A 21,816-nucleotide genomic window follows, 5' to 3' on the forward strand; every position below is an offset into this window, starting at 1 on the left:
GGACAGGGGTTAAACCCCCGATTCGCGGCCGTGTCGGTCAGGTGCCGGGACGGCGGCCGATCAGTACCACCCGGGTGCCGACCTTTCCCAGTTCCCACATCCGGACCGCGTCGACGTGCAGAAGGTTGACGCAGCCGTGCGAGCCGATGGACTTGTCGTGCAGGTAGGTGGTGGTCTCGTGGAAGCCCATCCCCTGGGTGAAGTGCTGCCAGTACGGCAGCCACACCTCGTACGGGTCGGACCACTCCTTGGGATTGCGGAAGTTGACGGTGAACGTGCCGGACGGGGTGCGGTAGCCGGACATGCCGGTGCGGGTCACCGTCGGCTCCATGATCACCTTGCCGCCTCGGACCGCCCAGACGGTCTGCCGGGTCAGGTCGACGCAGAACGTGGTGCCGGTGCCGGCCTTGCACCGGCTCGGATCGGTGGTGGCGAGGCGCTGGGCCACGTCGAGGGTGGTCGGTCCGGCGCGACCCTCGACGGGGCGAATGCCGTACCTCTTCTGGAACTTCTTGATCGCGGCGCAGTCCGCGGCGGACTGCCGGCCGTCCACGGTGACCGTCCCGAACCCGCCCACCTGGGCCAGGTAGGTCTCCACCTGGCGCTGGTGCTGGCCCTGCGGGCAGCCGGCGACTGTCGGCGTACCCGTGCTGGGGGTTGGTTTGGGTGTGACGGTGCGGGTGGGTTTCGGCTTGGGCTTGGGTGTGGCGGAGGTGGGTGCGACCGGCGTGGGCCGGTCGCGCTGGTCCGGCCCGGGCGCGCCGCTCGCCCCCGTTGCCTTTTCCGCCGCACCGGCTGGGGCGGCTCCCCCGCCACCACTCCCACCGGCCTGCGGATCGAACGTGCACGCACCGGAACCGACCAGCACGACCACCAGCAGGGCAACCAGCCGGGAAGTGTTGCAGACACGCTTCATGGCACCTCCCCAGAGATTCGCCCCTTTGCTAGACGTTCGTGAGTGCCGTCACGGTTGCACCTGGTGAGCAACTTTCTTTGGACATCCCGCCCCGTGCAACACTGGATGGTCGGCCATCTGCGGGTATGCGACCCGCCAGGGCCGAAGACCGACCGAGGAGAGGACGCTGGCGTGAGCGGTGGACCACTGATCGTGCAGTCGGACAAGACCCTGCTGCTGGAGATCGACCACCCCGACGCGCAGGCGTGCCGGATGGCGATCGCGCCCTTCGCCGAGTTGGAGCGCTCGCCGGAGCACGTGCACACGTACCGGCTGACGCCGCTGGGTCTGTGGAACGCCCGCGCGGCGGGGCACGACGCCGAGGGTGTGGTCGACTCGCTGCTGAAGTACTCCCGCTACCCGGTGCCGCACGCGCTGCTGGTGGACGTGGCCGAGACGATGGACCGGTACGGCCGGCTCCAGCTCGCCAACGACCCGGCGCACGGGTTGGTGCTGCGCGCGCTCGACCGGCTGGTGCTGATCGAGGTGGCCAAGAGCAAGAAGCTCGCCGGCATGCTCGGCGACAAGATCGACGACGACACCATCCGGGTGCACCCGTCCGAGCGTGGCCGGCTCAAGCAGGCGTTGCTCAAGCTGGGCTGGCCGGCGGAGGACCTGGCCGGCTACGTCGACGGTGAGGCGCACCCGATCGAGCTGGCCGAGGCCGGCAAGGACGGGCGCAAGCCGTGGACACTGCGGTCGTACCAGCGGGAGGCCGTGGAGGCGTTCTGGGCCGGCGGGTCGGGTGTCGTGGTGCTGCCCTGCGGCGCCGGCAAGACCCTGGTCGGCGCGGCGGCGATGGCCGAGGCGAAGGCGACGACGCTGATCCTGGTCACCAACACGGTCGCCGGCCGGCAGTGGAAGCGGGAGCTGATCGCCCGCACGTCGCTGACCGAGGAGGAGATCGGCGAGTACTCCGGCGAGCGCAAGGAGATCCGCCCGGTCACCATCGCCACGTACCAGGTGCTCACCTCGCGTCGCGGTGGCGCGTTCACCCACCTGGACCTGTTCGGTGCCCGCGACTGGGGCCTGGTCGTCTACGACGAGGTGCACCTGCTGCCCGCGCCGATCTTCCGCTTCACGGCGGACCTCCAGGCCCGCCGTCGGCTGGGCCTGACGGCGACTCTGGTACGCGAGGACGGCCGCGAGGGTGACGTGTTCAGCCTCATCGGCCCGAAGCGGTACGACGCGCCGTGGAAGGACATCGAGTCGCAGGGCTGGATCGCCCCGGCCGAGTGCACCGAGGTACGGGTGACCCTGACCGACGCGGAGCGGATGTCGTACGCGACGGCCGAGGCCGAGGAGCGTTACCGGATGGCGGCTACCGCCCGCACGAAGCTGCCGGTGGTCAAGGCGCTGGTCGATCGGCACCCGGAGGATCAGGTGCTGGTGATCGGGGCGTACATCGACCAGTTGCACCAGCTCGGCGAATACCTCGACGCGCCGATCATCCAGGGTTCGACCACGAACAAGGAGCGGGAGCGGCTGTTCGACGCGTTCCGGTCCGGCGAACTGCGGACGTTGGTGATCTCCAAGGTCGGCAACTTCTCCATCGACCTGCCCGAGGCGGCGGTGGCGATTCAGGTGTCCGGGACGTTCGGGTCACGCCAGGAGGAGGCGCAGCGGTTGGGGCGGGTGCTCCGGCCGAAGGCCGACGGCCGACAGGCGCACTTCTACACGGTGGTGTCCCGGGACACGATCGACACCGAGTACGCGGCACACCGGCAGCGCTTCCTCGCCGAGCAGGGATACGCGTACACGATCGTCGACGCCGACGACGTCCTCGGCCCACCCCTGCCGACCGTCGACTGACGCGCGCGCGAGGTTGATCGACTCGGTTTTCAGGAAGTCGCGGTGTCCGAGGCGCTCTGATACCCCGACTTCCTGGAACCCGAGTCGATCTGTGGGTTGGGCGCGGGCGCGGCCCGGGGACGTGGTGTCTCTCGCACTCGCTATCGAGCTGATGTCGTAAACGAATCGGCCGGATCCGGGGCGCGGCCGATCCTGGCCATCGCATGGTTCACTGTCGGGCATGTCGTGGCGAAGGACCCGATCGTCCCTGGTGGTCATCGTGACAGCCGCCGTGGTGGTGGCAGGAATGGCCCCCTTGCGGTGGACCCACAACCACCCGCCGTACGGTCCGGCAACCCTGGCCATCACCTCCTCGCTCAGCCTCGTCAGCTACGCGGAGGCGCAGGCGGCTCTCGGCGAGAGGATCCGCCCGCCGCTGGCCTCCGACGAACGCGACCAACTGGTGCTGGGCCGGGTCGCCTGGCAGCCGCCTCCCGAGCCACTCGATGGCGGCTACCTCGCGGTGTTCCTCATCGACAAGCGCACCAACCGCAAGCCGGGCGACTTCGTAGCCTCCGGTCCGCAGGACGTCGTCAGCCTCGGCAGCGCCGGCGTCGAGAACAGGATCGCCGAACGCTATGCCTGGCTACGGGGTGCGGGCGACGTCAAGGTCGGAGACGACGAGTGGCAGAGCAACGGCAACAGACTTGCCGTGTACGACGAGACGGCCTCGCCACTGACATTCGTCGCGCTTTTTCCGTACGTCGCTGATGCTGCCCGGAAGCCGACGGTAGCCACCGCGCCGGTTGGGATGTCCGACCTGCTGTTGGCTCTGGTCTACCTGGGGCCGAACGGGCAGGTCTACTGGGCGCAACGGCTCCAGGGCTGAGTGATCCAGGCAACGGGGAAGACCTGAACCGGACCATGACGCAAAGCCGACGAGCCGGGTCATTCGGCGTGCGCGGCAACGCTCACCGGGAGAAGCGGTCCACCAGCACCGCCAACCGCCGGTCGTGGTCGGTGCGGCGAAGCCTGCCGCTGCGCATCAGCGTGACCAGACCGTGCAGGCCGCTCCAGAACGTCTCGGTGAACGTCTCCAGGTCACCGTCGCCGGCGAACGGGCGCACCGTCTCGGCCAACTCGGCGAAGCCGCGGGCGAGGTCGGTCGGGACGTCCTGGCTGGCGAACGGTAGATCGACGATAAGGGTGAACATCGCGTCGTAGATCGCCGGCCGTTGCTCGGCGAAGTCGGTGTACGCAGCCGCGACGTCGGCGACCGCCTGGCGCGGATCGGCGGCCGACGTCCGGGCCGAGGCCAGCGCTACGGCCAGTTCGGCGAAGCCCTCGACGGCGACCGCCGCCATGATGGCGTCCTTGCCCTTGAAGTGGCTGTAGAGGACGGGCTGGCTGTACTCGATCTCGGCGGCGAGCCGCCGGGTGGTCACGGCGTCCCAGCCCTCCGCCAATGCCAGGTCGCGTGCCGTGGCGATGATCGCCTGTTCCCGTTCAGCCCGCTCGCGCTCCCGGCGTGCCTGTGTCGACATGACAGCAACCCTAGCACCGCTAGCGTTGCTGTCGTTGCTCTGCTAGCGTCGCTCCCATATCTAGCATCGCTAGGAAATGGAGAAGATCATGCTGGCACCCCTCGCCTACGGGCTCGCCGTCGTCCTCAGCCTCTTCGTCGTCTTCATCGGAGCGCGGTTCCTGCTGGTGCCGCAGGCCGCAGCCGCCGGGTACGGGGTTCCGGCCCGACCGGACGGCGACACCGCCTACCTGACGGTCAAGGGACTGAAGGACCTGACCTTCGGGCTCCTCGGCCTCGCCCTGATCGCCTTCACCACCGCCGACGCGGTCGCGTGGTACATGCTGATCGTCGCGCTCGTCCCGCTGGGTGACACCCTGATCGTGCTGCGCAACGGCGGGACGAGGGCCGTCGCCTTCGGCATCCACTTCGCGACGGCCGTTGTCGTCCTCCTGAACGCCGCGCTGCTGTTCGCTCTGTGACCCACTCCGACGCCGGGCTCGTCCCGTTCGGACACATCGGCAGTGGCCGCGCCCCGACGAGGGCGCGGCCACTGCCGGGACGGTCAGTACTGCGGGGTGACGAAGATGCCCGCCTGGTCGGCGACCACGTGGGCGGTGCCCGAGCTGCTGTTGTAGAGGTTCAATCCGCCCTTGGTCCCCACGATGGCGAGGTTCGACGATGTCTCGCCCGCCACGAAGTTGAGGTTCGACACCGCCGGACGCGCCTCGGCGCCCGGATGCGCGATGAGGAAACCGGAGCTGGCCGGCGCGGTGACGGTAAGGTTCGCAACCACGGCGGCGGCCGTCACGCAGCAGGCCAGGTTGTCGACGTACGGGCTGACGTTCACCGACTCCCAGGGCTGAAGGGGCTTCGCGCCTCCCCGGTTGGGCAGGCCCGTGGCGTCCCGGCTGTCGGCGATCCGCAGCGGCCCGTTCGGAACGTAGCTGAGCTGTCCGTCCACCCCGAAGTATCCGGCCAGGTCCGCGATCACGTGGACGCTGCCGGAGCTCTGGTTGTGGATGTTCGCCTTGAGGTCGGTCACCGGCACGATCACCAGGTTCGGGATGGTCTGGCCGGCGACGAAGTTCAGGTTCGACGCGGTTGGCACGGGCGAGCCGTACGGGAAGACCTTCAATACGCCGCTGGTCGTCGGCGCGGTGACGGTGACGTTGAGGACGACGGCCGTCGCGCCCGGCGAGACCTTCCGGTCCAGGTTGAGCGTGCGCGTGCTGTTCGGCGCGAGCGCGCCGCCGTCGGTGCGGGTGTCCAGGACCCGCGTCAACGGCTGGGTGGCGAAGCCGTCGCCGGCCTCCGCGTACCAGCCCTGGAGGTCGGCGACCACGTGCACCGTGCCGCCGCTGCTGTTGCGAATCCTGATCTTTCCGTTGCTCATCGGCACGGTCACCAGGTTCGGCACCGTCTCTCCCGCCACGAAGTTGACGTTCGAGGCGGTCGGCGCGTTCGTGCCGTCCGGGTAGACGGTCAGGAACCCGGCGGCCGTCGGCTGGGTCACCGTCACGTTCAACACCAGGGCGCTGATGTCCGCCGCCGGCACGCCGCCGATGCTGTCGACAGGCACCACCACCTCGGACTTCGGCGGCACCGGGGTGCTGGTGCCCACACCGACCGCGGACCTCGTGTCCAGGAGCCGCTTTGGCGCCACCGCCGTGTAGTGCGCCCCGAGCACCGTGCAGCTCGGGGAGCTGGCGCCGGCGCTGGACCGGAAGCCGGTCGTGCTCCAGTGCACCTGCACACAGGCGTTACCCGCCCGACGGAACCGGTGGTTCTCGTTGAGCGACGGCGTGCCGCCCCGCCATAGCGGGGAGTCACCGTACTGGTAGGCGAAGGATCCGATCGGCCCGTCGGTCGTCCACTGGGTCGAGGCGCTGGCGCGGAGCGTGGTGTCCAGGGGGCCGGCGCCGATCGTCCGGTGCAGGCGCTCGACCCGGAGGGTGGTCGGCCCAAGCCGCTCAACTGCCCCCCGGTCGTGGTAGCCGTTACCCGTGCCCGTGTTCGCCCACGTCGGGTCGTCGGCGTGGGCGTTGCCCATCAGGTCGGTGGCCAGCACCCCGGGTGCGTTCGCGTCGGCGGAGTCGATGGCCGGGGAGCTCTGCTTCAGCGCGATGTAGCCGCGGTCCTCGAACCTGGGGTCGAGCAGCGGGTCGGCGACGATGTCGAACCCGCCCTGCCCGGTGGCCGCCTGGAAGTCCCCGAGCGTCCGGTACGTGGTCGCGCCCCAGCGGTAGAGGGCCCAGCCGGTGGTCGGATCGATCAGGTTGTGGTGGACGGTCGTCTGCGGAACCTCCGCCGGAAGGACCATGATCGCCGTCTTCACCGTCGGTTCGCCCTCGCAGAGCCTCTGGTCCGGCAGGGGCTTGACGATGTTGTTGGCGACAGTGACACCGGGCGAGGCGACGAGCGTGATGCCCGGAGTGCACCCGGCCTGGATGGTGTTGTTGGTAACTATGGCGCCCGCGGCCCGGGTCAGATCCATCCCGCCGTTCGGAATCTGGTTGGCGATCACCATCGTGCCCGTCGAGTCGCCTTCGACGACAAGCGCTGTCGTACCAGGGGAGTGCAGGAAGTTCCGGCTGATGGTCACATCGGCGGAACCACCGGTGACCTTGATCAGGGGCCGGCTGGTTCCGGTGACGGAAGTGCCGTCGACGGTAACCCGAGACGCGCCGTCGACAACGACAGGCACCTCTGGGCGCCCGTAGATGGCGAAGCCCTCGACGACGACGTCGTGCACCTGGCGCAGGGTGAAGACCGATCCGGTGCCGGTGTCCGCGCCGTACCTGCCCACCCGGACGACGCCGTCCCGGGTGTTGGCTGCCTTGAAGGTGATCGGAGCCGCTGCGGTGCCCGATCGGGTGACCGCGACACTCTCCGGGTAGAGCCCCGGCTGCACCAACACGGTCTGACCGGGCTGCACGACGGCCGCGGCCGCGGCGATGGTGCAGAACGGCGACTCGGCCCTGCCGTCGCCGTTGGGTACGCAGTCCGTCTCGCTGACGAAGAGCTCCGAACCGGTGGACGTTGGCGCCGCCGAGGCGGAGGAGGGCGCGGGAGCCGCGGTGGCAGCGGGAATCACCGGCCCGACCAGAGTCGCGGCACCGACCAGTGGCACGAGCGCGAGCAGGGAGCGAACGGCTCTCTTCATGAATGCCCCACGGTGATCAAGGATGATGTGCCGCGGCAGCCTACCCCGCTCAGGGCGTGCCCGAGGCCCCCTCGACCACCGGCCACCTGCCGATCAGGCGGGCCGTGTCAGGACGTCGGGGGTGGGCAGCGGTCGGGGAGGGTCACCTGGCCGGGGCGGTGGTCGAAGCTGTCCATCGTGAACCACTCGTCCAGCTCGGGATCGAAGAGGTTCTGGAGGCCGAACTGGAGCACCTGCCACCACCGGGTCGGGTCGCGCTGGTCGACGTAGATGTCACCGAGCGCGAGCGGGAACCGGAAGAACTCCCCCGGCACTGTGGAGCCGCCGACGACCCCGACCCGCCAGTGGTCGACGTGCCGGCCCTTGTCCCCCTGAAGGATCTCCGGCCCGACGAAACGGGACGTCTTCAGCTTGTCGTTGAAGATCTGCCGGTTGAAGAACCCCGGGATCTTGCTGCACTCGCGCGGCGGGAACAGCGGGATGTTCGGCCACTTGTAGGTGAGCGTGTAGAGCGTGTTCTCGTAGATCAGGTTGGTGAACCAGATCGGATGCTCCGGGCCGCCGGCGATCATCTGACTGTTGCCGTCGCGGCCCTGCCAGGTGAACGGCACGTCGATGCCGAGGTCGCGCACGATGTACCGGCCGGTGCCCTGGAAGTCCGCCGGCAACTGCGGCGGGCGCGGCTCGGTCGGCACAGGGGTCACGTCGCCGTCCTCACGGGCCGCGCGGGGCGGCGGGGCCGCCGCCGGGCCAGGCGCGACCACCCCGAGGGCGAACAACGCACCGGCCACCATCGAAACCACAGCCCGACGTGTACGCCTCGACGCCATCTGCCCTCCGCCGTTGTCGAAAGTGGCCGGCGGGTCGGCCGCACCTGCCTTCGGCGAAGCGTAGGAGCAGGGAAAACGTGAAAGCCGGTGGAACGGACGGCCTCCACCGGAAGGGTGACGCACCCGCGCAGCCCTGATCGACTCCGTTTGCTGAAAGTCGCGGTATCCGAGGCATGTTGATACCGCGACTTCCGGAAAACCGAGTCGATCAAGGCGCGGGGCTGGAGCGGGAGCCGGCCCGAGACCGATGCGGTCCCGGGCCGGCGTAACGCGAACCTGATTACTTGATCAGCTTCCAGGGGCCGTTCTTGTCACCGGGCTCCTGGCCGCGCGTCCACCACTTGGCCTCGTACACGTGGCCCTTGAAGGACACCCGGTCACCCGCGTTATAGACCTTCGTGAGCGTCCAGGCCGCCGGGCTGTTGTCCGGCGGGGTGGGCGCGATCTCCTCCCAGGAGCCGTTGCGGTCGCCCGGCTTCTGGTTGCGGGTGTACCACTGGGCCCGCCACTTCTTGCCGTCGTACATGGCGAAGTCACCAGAGTTGAAGATCCGCGACGCGGTCCAGATCGAGGTGCCGTCCTCGGTCATGGCGAGTTCCTGCCACGCACCATTCGGGTCGGCGCCCGGCTTCTGGTTCTTCGTGTACCAGGAGGCCCGGAAGACCCGACCCTGGTAGGTGGCCCGGTCCCCGTCGTTGTAGACCGTCGACGGGTTCCACTCCGCCGGCAGGTTCACCGTCAGGGTGGCGCTGGCCTCGACCGGGGTGAGGTGGTCGCTGCCCGGGTACGACACGGTCAGGTTGTGCTGACCGCCGGCGAGGCCCACCGGAAGGGTGAACGTCGCAGCCCCGTTCGTCAGCGTGGCCGAGCCACGAACTGTCGTACCCTCGCGCAGCTCCACCGCGCCGGTGACCGGCGTGCTGCCGGCCGCGACCTTGACGGTCACCGTCGCCGCGGTGCCCCAGGTGGTCGGGGCTACGGTGACGGTCATCGTCGGGACCTGCTTGGCGGTACGGAACACGGCCGGCTGGGCCACCGCCTCACCGCCGTCGGCGCTCTTCGCGGACACGATCCAGCCGTACGACGTACCCGGCAGAAGCTTGCCCCAGGTCGTCGTGGCGACCCCGTTCGATGTCACCTCGTCGGTCCCGATCGTGCCGGACGGCACGTACGCGGCGAGCGAGTCGGTGGCGAACGACGTCTTACGGGTGCTGAGGTCCACCGGCAGGGTCAGGTTGTCCTCCGAGCCGTTGTAGCGCGGCTTGGTCTGGCTGCCGTCCTGACGGATGTCGTACTCGGTCGCCCCGAAGTTCTTCAGGAACGGCGAGTACGTGTCGATGTGCATCTCGGCCCGGTCCACGTCGAACTGGAGCAGGCGCAGGAAGCTCGCGCCGAACTGCAACCGGTCGGTGGCCCTGTGGTCCGGCTTGCCGTCCCCGTTGACGTCGACGGTCCCGTCCGCGGCGACCTGCTTCGGCCACAGCTCCCCGGCAGTGACCGTGTAGAACTGGTAGTCCGCCAGCAGCTCGACGACGTCGTGGCTGACCGTGACGCCGATCTTCGACTTCAGGTTGGTGCCGACGCCGTGCTCGTGACCGGCGAGGACCAGGAAGACGTTCGCGTTGGTCTCCACGACCTGCTTGAACAGCGGCGAGCCGTCCGGCGCGGAGAAGTCCGCCCCGCGACCGTCGGGGTTGGCCGACGGCTTCAGATAGTCGTGGGAGAGCAGGATCCCGTTGCGGTCCTTGTACCGCTTGAAGATCGAGTCAGCCCACTTGGCCTCGGCCGGCGTCACCCCGTACGACAGGCCGACCGCGACGAAGTCCAGTCCACCGGCGGAGAACAGCAGGTAGTTGTTCTGGTTGTCGGTGCCGGGCGTGACGGAACCGTCGGCGTTGGTCACCTCGTCCCACGCGTGGTATTCGGTGCCCTTCGGCCAGGACTTCGCCGTGCCGTAGTACCTGTCGGCGCTGAAGGTCCGACTGAACCGGGAGGTCGGGCCGGTCTCCGCGCCCAACTGGTCGTCGTGGTTGCCGGCGATGACCTGGTTGACGACGCCGTTGTCGTCGAGGATCTTTTGGAAGCCGGAGGCGACGGCGAGTTCCTTTTCCACCTGCTCGTGCAGGCCGGGCCGCTTCAGCGAACCGTCCGGGTTCTTCGCCAGCGGGTCGTAGTAGTCGTTCTCGATGATGTCGCCCGTGTGGGCCGTGTACGCGATCTTGCGACTGTCCGCGTTGTCGGCGATCCACTGCATCTGGTCGCGGTACGCGGCCGACCAGATCGCCTGCTCCTCGACCGTCTCGACGTCCGAGGGTTCGGCGTGGCCGTCGAAGTCGTCGTACGTGCCGCCGGCCGCACCCTCGGTGATGTACTGGGTGTCGGTGAAGTGCGCCAGCGAGAAGTCGTACGACGCGGGGTCCTCGAAGCGGTCCTTGTCGTTCTGCGCCGTGGAGTCGCGCGGGGACAGGTCGTCGGCGAACGGGTCCTCACCGGTGACCAGCACATGGACGACGCCACCGTCGCGGTAACCGGCCTCCACCTGCGCGGTCAGGACGGTGTCCTGCCCGGCCTGGCCACGGGAACTGGTCAGCACGACCCACTTCTTCGTGGCCGGGTTCCAGACCCGCAGCGCCACGATCCGGGCCGGGTCGATGGTGCCCGACCAGCGCAGCGTCGGCTCCTGCCTGGCCGCCGCCAGCGGCAGGTCGTACCGCTGGAAGACCACCCCCCGGCCGGACGCGCTGTCGACAGTCGCGCCGTCGAGCGGACGCAGAGAGGTGACGTCCACGGACGTGTCGTGCTGAACGTCGAGCGCGGTCGGCACGTCGGCCGCCTCACCCTGGTAACCAGCGGTCGGCAGGACCACGTCGGCCTTGGTGAAGGTGGCGGTCAGACCGACCCCCTCCGCTCCGGGGATCCGGGCGGACAGCTCGGCGGAGAGCGGGTCGGTGCCCTTGACCGTCGAGTTCAGCTCCGTCGGGACGTCCGGGATGCTGGCGCTGCTGAACCGCACCTCACGGGTGGCGGTGTTGCCGAGCGCGTCGGTCGCCGTCACCGCGATGGTGTGCTCCCCGGCGGGCAGGCCGTGGCCGATCTGGTCACCCTGCTTGACGGCCGCGCCGTCCAGCGTGAGGACCGGCGCACCGGCCAACCCGGTGGCGTCCTTGATCCGGACGTCGAGCGCAACCGTCGACGTCAGCCGCTGCCCGGCGGCCGGGACGCTGCTCTCGATCTCCGGGGCGGTGTTGTCGCTGGTGAAGCGCCGCGTCGAGGTCTTGTCCCCGACGACCGCCTTGATGGTGTGCGCGCCGTCCGCGATCGTCGTCGTGTCGACGTCCGCGCGCTTGCCCAACGCCGGCAACGCCGAGCCGTCCGGCGCGGTGACGTCGAACATGACCATCTTGGTCAGCACCCCGTTGAAGCTGTTGCCACAGGTGCCGTCACCGAGATACGTGGTCACCTGGGAACCGGCCGGGTAGCTGGCCGAACCGATGGTGACCGTCGTCTGCGCGATCGACCGGGTCAGCTGCGTCGCCTTCGCGTCGGTCGGAAGCAACTGGAAGTCCCGCAGCGTGAAGTCGTCGAAGTTGTCGCAACCGCCCGGCTTCGCGCTGCCTCGGTCGTTGCCCGCCACGACCTCGACGGCGTTGACACCCGGCACCAGCCACTCGTTCGGGAAGCTGAGGTCGGCGACCTCCTTCTCCCACATCCCGATCTCCAGCGGAATGCCGTTGATCAGCACCTTGTTGTCGTACCCGTTGTCGCTGCCGTTGCCGCCGACGAACACCTTCAGGTGCGCGTCGCCCCCGCTGCCGAGGGTGTCGACGGTGCGCGTCGTCGGCGCGCCCTCGACGGTGAAGTGCAGCTCGGCCTCCTTGTTGGGCCCGCAGGTGCCGTCGCCCAACGCCAGCGAGGCGGCTGTCGTCTCCGCCTTCGTCACTGTCGTGCCGCTGGTGGTGACGACGAACGTGCTGCCGGCCGTCACAGTGCCCGCCGTGCTCAGGGTGAGGCTCGTCGCGGCCCGGGTGAGCTTGAAGTCGTCATGGTTGGCGCAGGTCGCCCCGCTCACCGTGCCGTTGTAGTCGCCGGTGCGGACCTCGACGACGTTGTCCCCGAGGTGCAGGAAACGGGTCGGGAACGCCAGCTTGACGTCCTCCGCGCCGGTCGCGCCGTAGTCGCCACCGAGGTCGACCCGGTGGCCGTTGACCAGCACGTAGTTCTGGTACCGCGCCTCGATGGAGTTGCCGGCCTCGACGGTGAGGCCGAGGGTGGCGGTGCCGGCGGCCAGCGTCTCCGCGTTCTCGGCGGGCTTGTCGTCGATCGCCAGCGACTCGACGTGCTCCCTGCCGCCGCTGGGCAGCGCCGCGATCACCGGTCGGGTTCCGCGTACGCGGGCACCGTCGGCGGGGGTGACCGCCGCCGCGCCGGCCGGGGAATTGTTGACGTCCACAGTCACCGACGTCTTCGCGCCGGAGACCGTGGTGGCGCTGACGGTGTGCGTACCGTTGGTGAGCCTGGTCGTGTCGAGGTCGGTACGCAGGCCCGAGGTGCTGCCCGGCTCACCGGAGATGACGAAGGTCAGGTCCTGGTTGAGCAGCTTCGCGGAGCTGCCACAGGTGCCGTCCCCGAAGCTGTAGCTGAACAGGTTCTGCTCGCCGTCGGCGACCACACCGAGCAGGCTGAGGCTGATGCTGCTCAGCGCGTAGTCGTCGTAGTTGGGGCAGCGACCGCCCTCGCCGTTCGGCAACTCCTCGTAGCCGACAGCGGTCTTGGTGGTCGTGTCGACCCAGTTCGCTCCGGCGTGGACGGTGACGGTGTTCGCGCCGACGCGCAGCCAGTCGCCCGGGAAGTCGAGGGTGCCGACCTGCCCACCGGGGATGTCCGGAAGGTAGACCCGGTCAGCCTCGGCGGTGTGGCCGTTGACGGTGACGTAGTTGCGGTAGCGGGCCTCGGTGCCGTTGCCACCCATCTCGAAGGCGAAGTGGGCGGTGCCGGCGGTCCGGTCGGCGTCGATCTTGTCGCCGTCGACGGCGAGCGTGGTGACCGAGTCGTTCTCGGTGACCGGCTCGACGACGACGGGGACCTTACCCTCGACGTTCTGCCCGCTGTTCAGGTTGATCAGCGGGGCGTTGCCGCTGGTCGGGGTCGCTTGCGCCCCGGCGAGGGTGGGGTTGAGGGTGGTCGCCGGTCCGGCGACCAGAAGGAGCGCCACGGCGGACAGGAGTCCGCGTGTTCTCTTCCTTCGCGCACGTCTCTCGTGCGTCATGGCGGGGTTTCTCCTTGGTGGACAGATCACTTGATCGCCACCGGCGTGCGGAATGACCCACCACGGCACTGCGGGGCCGCGAGCGGTCGAGGACATGCCAGCGCCACGGTCCACAGGTGCGGTGGCACGCCGGCGGCGCGGCCGTTGGATGACCCTGCCGGCTCTGAGCGAACGTCCCAGCCAAGCCTGATGAGGGGCGGGCGCTGTACGGGTGAACAGTTAGTTGATCAACTGAGCTGTCGAGCGGCGACGCACACTGCACCCACTCAGGCGGCGCGGAGCTTCCTCAGGACGTACTGGTTGAGACTCATCCCGTCCCCGGCGGCCTCGATGGCCAACTCCCGATGCAAACTCTCCCCGACCCGGAGGTTGAACTTGCCGGAGTAGCTGCGCTCCGCGAACGGCTGCGGCACCGCCTCGCCCTGCTCGTGCATGTCCGCGATCGTCTCCCGCAGGAGACCCTGGAGGCCGAGCAGTGCTTCGACCTGCGAGGGGGCCAGCCAGGAGAGCGATGGGAACTCGGCACAGGTGGCGACAGACTCGCGATCCTGGACCGACCACGTAATGCGGTAGGTGTAGTGGGACACCTCAGGATGGGAATCGGTCTGCATCACATGGCCTCCTTGTCGATCGCCTCAAGCACTTGCCATACCTGGTACGCCTTGGCCTTCCCCTTGTCGTTCTGGATCTTGACGCGTGGATCGCCCGCCAGGGCATCTTGAATACCGCATGGGAGGTGCCGGCTTGCCGCGGCCTGTACGAAGTAGGCGTACTTCTACACGGTGGTGTCCCGAGACACGATCGACACGGAGTACGCGGCGCACCGGCAGCGCCTCCTCGCCGAGCAGGGGTACGCGTACACCATCGTCGACGCCGACGACGTTCTGGGGCGGTCGCTGCCATCGTTGGACTGACCTCCCCGATAAACGTGACTTCACCTTGCAGTCAGCCTGTCCGGGTGTTCGTATCGATCCGCTGATCCTCAATCAGGGCGACGTACCTCTTGAACTCTGCGTCTACTTGAGGGGCGAGACGCACGAGGGTGCCCTCTTCTATTCGATACGTCCGATCAGGGTCTCCGCGGAACGAAAGCCAGTTGAAACTTGTTGAAATCCAGGTATCGTCGAAGATCAGGACCTTGGCGTGAGTGCTTGGTAGGCGCGCGAGTGTGAAAAGGCTCCGATATCTGCGCTGAAGATTACCCAATCGTTCGAGCGCCCTCGCATCCGAACCTCGATCATCGGCCCCAAAGCCGTGAGCGATGAATACTCGGACGCCGGCGCGGATGCGCCGTTCAAGCCGACCAAGAAAGCTGGTATCGACCACAGCGGACTTTATCCACGGCGAAAGGATTAGGATCCTAAGACGAGCGGCCTCAAGAGCCTCCTGGAGCAGTTCTCTGTGCTCCAACATACTTACGCTGCGAACGGGGATATCAGAAAGCTCCTGCTCGGCACTGGTTCCAGGTGACAGCCGGGAAATAGACGGGGCATTAACTCGGGCAGCTTCAAGCCGCCCGGCGATAGTTGCCGAACGCAGGTCGGAGACTTCCGCTTGCGTGACACGAGCAGCTTCGATTTCCTCGCCCAATACAGGTCGCGGCACCGGCTCAGCTACTCGGATACCGAGTCTTTCGGCTCCACCGAGTGCGTTGAGGGCCAGCTCATGTTTTTGACTCAGGTCCCCGTCAACAGACACAGCCAACTGGACCTCACCGCGTTCCACGTCACCATAAATGAGGAGCTTGACGGGCAGCAGTCGATGCGTGTTGGGCCGGACCTTACGAACGTTTAGAATCTCGAATCGAGGGCGGTCGACAGCCCTCCCGGCGAGCAGAGCGTTCAGAGCTGAAGCCGTGAGATCGGCAACGGAAATCCGAGAGGTTCGCGACGCCGGAAGTAGGAGCATCCCCAACTCTTCGGCTTCGCGCCTCGCGATTAGCTCATTCCTAGAGTAATCGGCAACGCTCCAGGTTAGGCGATCAAACGTCACCGGCAACTGCTTCTCTACCGGCTGGACCGCCTCAAGCTCCTGTACGGATCGCTTGCCCCGAGGAGTGAGGATCAGGGGCCGTATACCAGTTCCCCGGCTGATGTTGTCGGACCTAGCTTGATCAGCGACAGTAGATTCGACAAGGCGCGGCTCAAGGCCGAGGAAGGCGGAAATGGCATCAACTGAGGACAGCCCTGCATCCGTAAACCGTAAGACAAATTCGTCGAGAAGCGGCAAAGCCTTTCGCTCTTGAGCCAACACGTCCGTGCCCACAACCGTAACCGGCAGCGCCGCATCTTCGATCGCTATCAACTCCAGCCCGGGGCGCCGGTTACGAAAGCGCTGCTGCAAGAGAGTGTCAGCGTCAAGCATGGTCAGCCTTCCGAAGCTCGCAGTCCTCGGGATGGGAGCTGATGTAGTCGAGGACCTCGCGCAGAGCGCCCGGAGATGACCGGCAGAAGTCAGCATCGCCAACAATTGTCAAGCCAGAACGGGCTCTTGACAGCGCTACATTAATACGCCGCCAATAATCGGCTCCCAAGAAGCCCAGCCGCCCGCCCGGGTTGCTCCTGGTGACAGAGAAAATCGCGATATCACATTCCCGCCCCTGCACCGCATCGACCGATTGGACACTGACATCAAGATTGAGTAGCGACGCAGTCGCGGTGCGTCGCGTTAACTCGTCGACCTGTCTACGGTATGGGGCAATGAGCAGGACTTCAAGTTGCCTACCCCCTAGAGGCTTGGCAATTAGATTTCTGCTGACAGCTTGGTCCAAGGTCCGAAGTCGATCGAGTACTATCCTGGCCTCCTCTCGATTAGCAACGCTTCTGTCAGAATCACTTGATACATCCTCTCGCCGCCGATCTCCAAGGTGAGCGGTGTCTATCCAGAGAACTGGCTTACCAAGGAGATCATAGCCATGCAGACCCCGGGTATTCGGCGACCGCAGTTTACCGTCATAAAAGCAGGTAGAGATCATATCGCCGATTGCACGAATCATGCGGTATTGATCCGTCAGCATGAACTGGGAATGGGTTGGCAATCGATGCGCCATCCGCTGAAACAACGTTTCCCGTACGAAATCTGCCTCAAGACCATACTCGCCGAGTAACTCTGGCGAGCGGAGCAGTTCCTCGTCCAGTGGAGGAAGCTGGCTCGTGTCTCCCACTAGAATCCAGCGTCGAGACCGGGCCATCGGGACCAGAGCTTCAGTCGCAGTCGCCTTGGACGCCTCGTCGAGAATGCACAGGTCTATGTCCAGGCTTCTGACGGCACCATGACTCAGAAAGCCAAGACACGTTCCAGCTACCACCCTCGCCGTGTTTAGGAAGGCGGTAGCCAGGTTGCGGTCAGAGGAAACACGCTGAAGCCATTGGGCTTGGAGGTCGAGAAGTCTTAAGAGCGTCTGACCTCTGCCGGTGCTGCCGATCAGCGCGTCTACAGCCGATCTGGCATCATTGGCGGACATATCTGCGCGAACCGTGAGATCGCCGGCCAGCTGACGCTGCGCCTCCTCGAACAGCTCGGCCTGTTGATCCAGCAGGCGGTCCATCCGTTCCTGTAGACCTGCCGCATCATCGACAACGCCGAGACCGGTGGCCAGGTCGGACGATTCACTGGTCTCGTCGGATGCCTCAATGTATGCACGAACAGCGGTCTGTTCTTGCAGCACACTGATAAGTTGCTGCAGCGCGAGCGCCGCTCGAAGGTGGGCGGACTCGATGCCAACAGCGGCTGCCTCCCGCTCCAAGTGACCTTCGGCTTTTCGCCGGATCGCGGCTGCCCACTTACTCATGCGTTGGTCTAGGAGCAGGTGCTTAACGGCACCGTCCACGCGAGGGTCGTCGGGTTTTCCGAGCCGCACCAAGCCTCCTACGCCCGCCGCCTCGAGGCGCGCGAGGGCATTGTCGACGGCAACGTGCGTTTGGCTCACGATAAGCACTCGGCCATCAGGCTGCATCTGCAGGAATTGATAGACAGTCTCGGCTATGAAGTCCGTCTTCCCGGTTCCGGGTGGCCCCTGCACTAGGACAAGATCTGCGGCGCCAAGGGCGGCCGAAACGGCCTCGCGCTTACCATCGTCAAGGTTTCGGTTCCAAGAAGTGATCGTTTTGGCTGTTGGAGCGGAGACGACGGTCGGATCGACAATCATATCCCGCAGATCATCTCTTGCGGAGGTTCCACTCTTAACTGCCGAAACAGCGTCCATCTGCCTTTGCAAGGCAATCTTCGTGGGACCGAGGTAAGGAACGAGCGTGCCACGTGCGGGCAGGGCCGGAAATATGCGCGCTGCACGCAGAGTGACTTCGCCGTCCGCCTGGTTGATCACCTCTCCACGCGCAATCGTACGACGCGACTCTTCAATTACGACTTCCATCTCATCACCGACGAGGTCAAGGTCGGTCTGGTTCGTTAAAGAGAAGTCCACTTCGCGGCCACGCGCTTGGCGACCCTGGTATCGCAATGGGCGTCGCTCGCCACGCGCAATTTCTTCACGTGCTTGAAGAAGGCGCCCCCAGTCGTCGAAGAGGTCATCTTGTAGCTCGCGATCCTGCGCATATTCCGACGCGGCGATTCTGGAGTCGTTAAAGTCTTCCAGCCCTCGAAGAAGGGCCTCAAGTCCAGCGTTCGCTGCACGTCGTTCTCGCGGTGGTGTGCAGGTCCATGTCACAAGTCGTCCGACATTCATCGAACGCCGCCGTATTGCTTCAAGCGCGTCATAGTCAAGCGAGCGAGCTGCCGTAACGATAAATGCATCTTGGCTCTCGTCAGGCTTAAGTGTTAGCCGCCAAGCAGCCCCGACAAGGAAGACAGTTCTCCGGTCAATGCCCGCCGTCTCGCGGTCAAAACGGAAATCAGCGAACACCTCACCATTCAGGTCCGCCATGGCTACGGCCTCGGGGGTGGTCGCCTCCGTTGCGCCAGCGAGCAGTTGCCGACGTGCGCTCGCCGTCAACTTGAGCCATGCCATATTGCGGCGAGCAGTGCGGACGCCAAGATTACTGTCCACAGCTTCTCTCAGTTCCTCCGCGAGCACCGTCCCATTTGCCGGCCGCTCGGTAGGATCGGTGCTCGTACAGCGTTGGAGAAGCCGGCGAATGTCCGGCGGCACACTGATTGATTCGAGCGCGGGAGCCACCTCGTGAAAATCCGTAATGCGCGCCTCATGCATTGCCTGAATGAGGAGAACACCCATGGAGTAGACGTCACGAATATACGGCAAGGGCGCATCCGCCTCTGGAGGCGCATAAGGACCGGATCGGTACATCCCGACTGTCCGGTCCGTGGGGTTCAGGCTGCTGCGAATCTTCGCGATCCCAAAGTCTGCCAAAAGCGGCGAGCCGTCAGGCGCAATCAAGACGTTCTTCGGCTTGATATCTCTGTGCTCAATTGACTTTAGATGCGCGTGCGATAACGCGGACGCCAATGGCTGCGCAATTGAGTTGGCAAACTGGTCCCAGTCATAGGGACCGCTCTGCCTCAGAACATCGCTGAGGGACCGGTCCACCCAGTCGAGTACGAGATAGAACGCTGCGGTCTCGTCCTCGATCCCTGAATCTCGCAGACGGATGATGTTTGGATGGCGTAGAGACTTAAGTCCTTTCATCTCTCGCTCAAAGATCACGCGAGTGAGTTGAGCGTCGTCGTGGCTCACAAACTTGACGGCAACAGGACTCCCGTCAAGCCGATCGACCGCCTTGTGGACTACCGAGAACCCTCCGGTCTTGGGTTCGCCGGCCAGGAGTACGTAGCGATCCGCGATCAGCGCACCCACTCAAGCCCCCCAAACCTCGTAGACGGGCACGGTACCGCAGAGTCGCATGCTCGTCACGTGCCAGAAAGGGAAGGCCCTGTTCGGCGTGACCCCTTTGCGTAGGTACGCGGCAACCTGCCCACCTAATTAGTGTTCACCGACTACCTTGCTTGGCTGACTCACGCGAACAACAGGTGCATGACCTAACGTGCGACACCCACGACACCCCTGATGCGAACGTCAACCTGTCGGTCGTCTGCGATCTCGCGGAAGTGCCTTGCTGAGTCAGGGTGCCTCCGCAACACATCTGCCACCACCCGTGCTGGATAGCCAACCAGTTCACCAAGCCATTGCTTAATTTGGTTCTGTGGCCGCCGTTGGTCCCACCGGCTATCCCACAGAAGCAGCGAGTCAACGGCTTCCTCCAAAAGATCCCACTCGCGTAGTTCAGCGGCGCGTTCGGATACGACGAAGAGCCATGTGATTACCCAATCGACTTGTTTGCTCGGCAGCTCGCTACCAAACTCCAGGTGGTGAGCCATCGCTCGGACGATCTCTATCGAGCGAGCCGGATCGTCAGCCGCCGCTTGACGCGTCCGCTGCCTTGGCAGCTGAACCAACACGCCTGTGTACAGATCAAAATCACCAGTGTGAGCAGCCGCCAGGTCGAACAATCTGCTCCCGGCCCTGCGGTCGCCAGACCCAGCCTGCCTCAACAGTTGCCTGGCGTCGCCGGGCACCGCCGGCCGCTCGTCGAGCTCGGAAACGACCAAGTTTCGGAAGCTACGGACATCTTGAGGACGGCGGGCAGGGTCAAGCTGGGTCGCTGCTCTGACCACGCCATGCCACGGCCCCTGCTTCGGAATTAATGGCATGTTTGCCTGCGGCCACTCACGCCTGATGATCCAGCCGATCAACTGCCCCAGGCTGTAGATGTCCGAGGACGGTCCTACCCCATGAGCATCTGTCCCGAGTTCCGGCGGCGCAAAGCCCTCGGTGCCGAGGAACGTTCCGATTCGTGTTCGGTTGGCCTCGGTTGTTTGGCCCCGCGGCCTGCGACCGAGTCCCCAGTCCGCCACCATCCAGCGGCCGTCGAGCCGAAGGACGTTAGCGGGTTTCAGATCTCGATGGACCCAGCCGAGCGCGTGCGCCGCATCGAGAGCATCACAGACAGCCGAGACAAAGGACCGAAGCTCCGGAGGACTCTGGAGCTCGTCTACAAACGTCTCCGCACTTCCTTCAGCAAGCGGCATCACGAACCAGTCGTAGGTGAGACTGAAGTCGAGCACCTCCATGACGTGCGGATTGTCCCCCAACTCGCGGCCGCAGTCGATCTCACGCTTCATTCGAGCAACAGCGTCTGGATTTCTCGATATTAGCCTCTTAACAGCAACCTTTAGGCCCGTTTGCTTGTGTACTGCGACAACCACATCAGCTTGCCCGCCTCGGGCGAGCGGTGCAGAATCGAGGCGGTAGTCGGTCTGCGTTCCGCGCCCCGCCTGGAGGATTTCGTTGTAGGAATTCCTCACAGCCCACTCCTCAACTCATGCTCGTTAGGCGGCATTCAACCCTCGACCTCACGGCTCCTCCCAAGGCCCAGCCTTGTGCCGGGAGAGCCCCCTCGCGCAAATCGTCCGGGTCAGCGCCGAGTCGACTCCGCTACGAACACGCCCCGCCCCGGGCGGCCGACCAGCACGCCCTGCTCCCGCAACTTCGCCACCGCCCGGCTAATCGTCGACTGCGACACGTCGTACGCGTCCGCCAGTTCCCGCCCAGACGGAAGCTGAGACCCAGGCGGATAGATCCCGCCCTTGATCTTCTTCAGGAGATCGTCGAGCAGTTCGTCCATGGTGGGCGGAATAGGCACGTCAGGCCCCTTGCAGTCGGTTGGCCCGCCCAGTATCGATCAACAGCTTCGCCAGAGGCAACACACGTAGCAGCTCTGACACGGGTGGGTAGCTGACTCGCAGACATGCTTGACATAGGTGACTCAGTGGCAATAGCGTCGCTCTCGGTGATGCGGTGCTGCTGCGGTCGGTTGGCGCCTCTCGTACCGGTCTCGCATCGCCGCCGAGACCCCACCCTCCACGCTCCCCCGGCGCGGCCCTGCTGCGGTATTGCCTATCGAGGCTGCGGTCGCAGGGTGGCGCGGTCTCCGCCGCCCGCATCCGGCGGAGGCCGCCCCCTCCACTTCGACGCGACCCTACGAAGGGCGGTCCCCCATGCGCGACCTGATCCGCCGGCAGGTGAGCCGACGCGCCGAGAGACCACCGATGGCAGCCGCCAGCCAGAAGAAGTCTCTCCACGCCTGGGTGAGCACCCAGTCGGCGAACCACCGCTACCGATGACCGAGCGTTGGGTGATCCATCTGCCGGTCACCGCACCCGACCTGCTCCGGGCGCGGATTCTCGCCCGGACGGCTGCCCGCGTGCTGGCCCGGCTCACCGCCCGCGTCGAGCCGGGCGGGGTGACCGTGTCGGCCGAGGACCAGCAGGGCGTACGCCACTGGGTTTTCTGCGATCGGCGACTACCCGGCG

At 66.1% G+C, this 21,816-nt stretch carries 14 protein-coding genes and 1 pseudogene; 5 read left to right on the forward strand and 10 right to left on the reverse strand.

What is annotated here, in order from left to right:
- Nucleotides 1–37: 37 nt before the first annotated feature.
- Entirely contained in the window at nt 38–916 is an 879-nt protein-coding gene (locus ACWCO3_RS00330) for a L,D-transpeptidase family protein (RefSeq protein ID WP_450007676.1), read from the reverse strand.
- Between the two features lie 171 nt (nt 917–1,087).
- Between ACWCO3_RS00330 and ACWCO3_RS00335 the strand changes: the two genes are divergently transcribed.
- Nucleotides 1,088–2,767 carry a DNA repair helicase XPB gene (locus ACWCO3_RS00335; RefSeq protein WP_145786010.1) on the forward strand — a complete coding sequence of 560 codons (1,680 nt, stop codon included), beginning with the start codon at nt 1,088–1,090 and terminating at the stop codon, nt 2,765–2,767.
- A gap of 220 nt (nt 2,768–2,987) precedes the next feature.
- Nucleotides 2,988–3,635 carry a hypothetical protein gene (locus ACWCO3_RS00340; RefSeq protein WP_450007679.1) on the forward strand — a complete coding sequence of 216 codons (648 nt, stop codon included), beginning with the start codon at nt 2,988–2,990 and terminating at the stop codon, nt 3,633–3,635.
- 82 nt (nt 3,636–3,717) lie between these two features.
- On the opposite strand, the gene ACWCO3_RS00345 is transcribed toward ACWCO3_RS00340, so the two are convergent.
- A complete protein-coding gene (locus ACWCO3_RS00345) occupies nt 3,718–4,290 on the reverse strand; it encodes a TetR/AcrR family transcriptional regulator (protein ID WP_357937624.1) in 573 nt (190 codons plus the stop codon).
- A gap of 76 nt (nt 4,291–4,366) precedes the next feature.
- Here ACWCO3_RS00345 and ACWCO3_RS00350 point away from each other — a divergent pair, with 76 nt between their 5' ends.
- Nucleotides 4,367–4,750, forward strand: a complete 384-nt coding sequence (locus tag ACWCO3_RS00350) for a DUF4267 domain-containing protein (protein WP_244312053.1) — start codon at nt 4,367–4,369, stop codon at nt 4,748–4,750.
- 83 nt (nt 4,751–4,833) lie between these two features.
- On the opposite strand, the gene ACWCO3_RS00355 is transcribed toward ACWCO3_RS00350, so the two are convergent.
- The 4 genes from ACWCO3_RS00355 to ACWCO3_RS00370 all read right to left on the reverse strand — a co-directional run bounded on the left by ACWCO3_RS00355 (nt 4,834) and on the right by ACWCO3_RS00370 (nt 14,141).
- Complete coding sequence (locus tag ACWCO3_RS00355) at nt 4,834–7,434, reverse strand: right-handed parallel beta-helix repeat-containing protein (protein ID WP_450007682.1); 2,601 nt, start codon at nt 7,432–7,434, stop codon at nt 4,834–4,836.
- 107 nt (nt 7,435–7,541) lie between these two features.
- Nucleotides 7,542–8,237 (reverse strand): hypothetical protein, encoded by a 696-nt coding sequence (locus ACWCO3_RS00360; protein ID WP_450007684.1) that lies wholly within the window; start codon nt 8,235–8,237, stop codon nt 7,542–7,544.
- Nucleotides 8,238–8,544: 307 nt separating this feature from the next.
- Nucleotides 8,545–13,476, reverse strand: a complete 4,932-nt coding sequence (locus tag ACWCO3_RS00365) for a carbohydrate-binding protein (protein WP_450007686.1) — start codon at nt 13,474–13,476, stop codon at nt 8,545–8,547.
- A 320-nt stretch (nt 13,477–13,796) separates the two neighbouring features.
- Nucleotides 13,797–14,141 (reverse strand): type II toxin-antitoxin system HicB family antitoxin, encoded by a 345-nt coding sequence (locus ACWCO3_RS00370; protein WP_450007688.1) that lies wholly within the window; start codon nt 14,139–14,141, stop codon nt 13,797–13,799.
- 156 nt (nt 14,142–14,297) lie between these two features.
- Between ACWCO3_RS00370 and ACWCO3_RS00375 the strand changes: the two are divergent.
- Nucleotides 14,298–14,444 (forward strand): annotated as a pseudogene (locus ACWCO3_RS00375) (hypothetical protein); the annotation flags it as partial.
- A gap of 31 nt (nt 14,445–14,475) precedes the next feature.
- Here the strand turns inward: ACWCO3_RS00375 and ACWCO3_RS00380 are convergent.
- The 4 genes from ACWCO3_RS00380 to ACWCO3_RS00395 all read right to left on the reverse strand — a co-directional run bounded on the left by ACWCO3_RS00380 (nt 14,476) and on the right by ACWCO3_RS00395 (nt 21,128).
- The gene (locus ACWCO3_RS00380) at nt 14,476–15,894 is read right to left on the reverse strand and encodes a hypothetical protein (protein WP_450007690.1); all 1,419 of its coding nucleotides are present in this window, start codon (nt 15,892–15,894) and stop codon (nt 14,476–14,478) included.
- Nucleotides 15,887–19,300, reverse strand: a complete 3,414-nt coding sequence (locus tag ACWCO3_RS00385; protein WP_450007692.1) for an AAA domain-containing protein — start codon at nt 19,298–19,300, stop codon at nt 15,887–15,889. Before ACWCO3_RS00385 ends, ACWCO3_RS00380 begins: the two co-directional genes overlap by 8 nt.
- A 182-nt stretch (nt 19,301–19,482) precedes the next feature.
- Nucleotides 19,483–20,808 (reverse strand): protein kinase domain-containing protein, encoded by a 1,326-nt coding sequence (locus ACWCO3_RS00390; protein ID WP_450007694.1) that lies wholly within the window; start codon nt 20,806–20,808, stop codon nt 19,483–19,485.
- A gap of 110 nt (nt 20,809–20,918) precedes the next feature.
- Nucleotides 20,919–21,128, reverse strand: coding sequence for a GntR family transcriptional regulator (locus tag ACWCO3_RS00395; RefSeq protein WP_450007705.1), 210 nt, complete (start codon nt 21,126–21,128; stop codon nt 20,919–20,921).
- A 495-nt stretch (nt 21,129–21,623) separates the two neighbouring features.
- Between ACWCO3_RS00395 and ACWCO3_RS00400 the strand changes: the two genes are divergently transcribed.
- On the forward strand, nt 21,624–21,816 hold a 193-nt coding region (locus tag ACWCO3_RS00400), incomplete at its 3' end, for a hypothetical protein (RefSeq protein WP_450007696.1).

The sequence above is a fragment of the Micromonospora sp. NPDC002411 genome, from assembly GCF_053592955.1.

Bases quoted from the DNA above. Each gene is read 5' to 3' on its own strand.
- ACWCO3_RS00330 (WP_450007676.1), bottom strand. From the start codon at position 916: ATGAAGCGTGTCTGCAACACTTCCCGGCTGGTTGCCCTGCTGGTGGTC.
- ACWCO3_RS00340 (WP_450007679.1), top strand. From the start codon at position 2,988: ATGTCGTGGCGAAGGACCCGATCGTCCCTGGTGGTCATCGTGACAGCC.
- ACWCO3_RS00345 (WP_357937624.1), bottom strand. From the start codon at position 4,290: ATGTCGACACAGGCACGCCGGGAGCGCGAGCGGGCTGAACGGGAACAG.
- ACWCO3_RS00350 (WP_244312053.1), top strand. From the start codon at position 4,367: ATGGAGAAGATCATGCTGGCACCCCTCGCCTACGGGCTCGCCGTCGTC.
- ACWCO3_RS00355 (WP_450007682.1), bottom strand. From the start codon at position 7,434: ATGAAGAGAGCCGTTCGCTCCCTGCTCGCGCTCGTGCCACTGGTCGGT.
- ACWCO3_RS00370 (WP_450007688.1), bottom strand. From the start codon at position 14,141: ATGCAGACCGATTCCCATCCTGAGGTGTCCCACTACACCTACCGCATT.
- ACWCO3_RS00380 (WP_450007690.1), bottom strand. From the start codon at position 15,894: ATGCTTGACGCTGACACTCTCTTGCAGCAGCGCTTTCGTAACCGGCGC.
- ACWCO3_RS00395 (WP_450007705.1), bottom strand. From the start codon at position 21,128: ATGGACGAACTGCTCGACGATCTCCTGAAGAAGATCAAGGGCGGGATC.